At 53.0% G+C, this 1492-nt stretch carries 1 rRNA gene; it reads left to right on the top strand.

Features of this window, described 5'->3' with window-relative positions:
- Nucleotides 1-1357, top strand: a 23S ribosomal RNA gene (locus tag BME24068_RS34745); the annotation flags it as partial.
- Between the last annotated feature and the right edge of the window lie 135 nt (nt 1358-1492).

Consider the following 1492-nt stretch of genomic DNA (forward strand, 5'->3'; position numbering starts at 1 on the left):
TAGGGAGCGAAGCAATTGGAAGTGGTTCCAAGAAAAGCCTCTAAGCTTCAGTCTAACGATGACCGTACCGCAAACCGACACAGGTGGGCGAGATGAGTATTCTAAGGCGCTTGAGAGAACTCGGGAGAAGGAACTCGGCAAATTGGTACCGTAACTTCGGGATAAGGTACGCCCTTGTAGCTTGATGCGCCTGCGCGCAGAGGGTGAAGGGGTTGCAATAAACTGGTGGCTGCGACTGTTTAATAAAAACACAGCACTCTGCAAACACGAAAGTGGACGTATAGGGTGTGACGCCTGCCCGGTGCCGGAAGATTAAATGATGGGGTGCAAGCTCTTGATTGAAGTCCCGGTAAACGGCGGCCGTAACTATAACGGTCCTAAGGTAGCGAAATTCCTTGTCGGGTAAGTTCCGACCTGCACGAATGGCGTAACGATGGCCACACTGTCTCCTCCCGAGACTCAGCGAAGTTGAAGTGTTTGTGATGATGCAATCTACCCGCGGCTAGACGGAAAGACCCCATGAACCTTTACTGTAGCTTTGCATTGGACTTTGAACCGATCTGTGTAGGATAGGTGGGAGGCTATGAAACCGGAACGCTAGTTTCGGTGGAGCCGTCCTTGAAATACCACCCTGGTTTGTTTGAGGTTCTAACCTTGGCCCGTGATCCGGGTCGGGGACAGTGCATGGTAGGCAGTTTGACTGGGGCGGTCTCCTCCCAAAGCGTAACGGAGGAGTACGAAGGTACGCTAGGTACGGTCGGAAATCGTGCTGATAGTGCAATGGCATAAGCGTGCTTAACTGCGAGACCGACAAGTCGAGCAGGTGCGAAAGCAGGTCATAGTGATCCGGTGGTTCTGTATGGAAGGGCCATCGCTCAACGGATAAAAGGTACTCTGGGGATAACAGGCTGATACCGCCCAAGAGTTCATATCGACGGCGGTGTTTGGCACCTCGATGTCGGCTCATCTCATCCTGGGGCTGTAGCCGGTCCCAAGGGTATGGCTGTTCGCCATTTAAAGAGGTACGTGAGCTGGGTTTAAAACGTCGTGAGACAGTTTGGTCCCTATCTGCCGTGGGCGTTGGATATTTGAAGGGGGCTGCTCCTAGTACGAGAGGACCGGAGTGGACGAACCTCTGGTGTACCGGTTGTCACGCCAGTGGCATCGCCGGGTAGCTATGTTCGGAAGAGATAACCGCTGAAAGCATCTAAGCGGGAAACTCGCCTTAAGATGAGATATCCCTGGGGACTAGATCCCCTTGAAGGGTCGTTCGAGACCAGGACGTTGATAGGTCAGGTGTGTAAGCGCAGTAATGCGTTCAGCTAACTGATACTAATTGCCCGTAAGGCTTGATCCTATAACAAGTCTGCCTTGTAGATCGGCGCGGTGCGAAGGCACTGAGCAGGATCCAGGCGACAGGTTGGATGCTCGTGTGTGATACACACAACCAAGATTACTGCTTCTTCCCGGATTGGTCGCGTTGCGAAGCAGC

Origin of the sequence: Burkholderia anthina (genome assembly GCF_902498995.1) — a bacterium.
Lineage (GTDB): Bacteria > Pseudomonadota > Gammaproteobacteria > Burkholderiales > Burkholderiaceae > Burkholderia > Burkholderia anthina.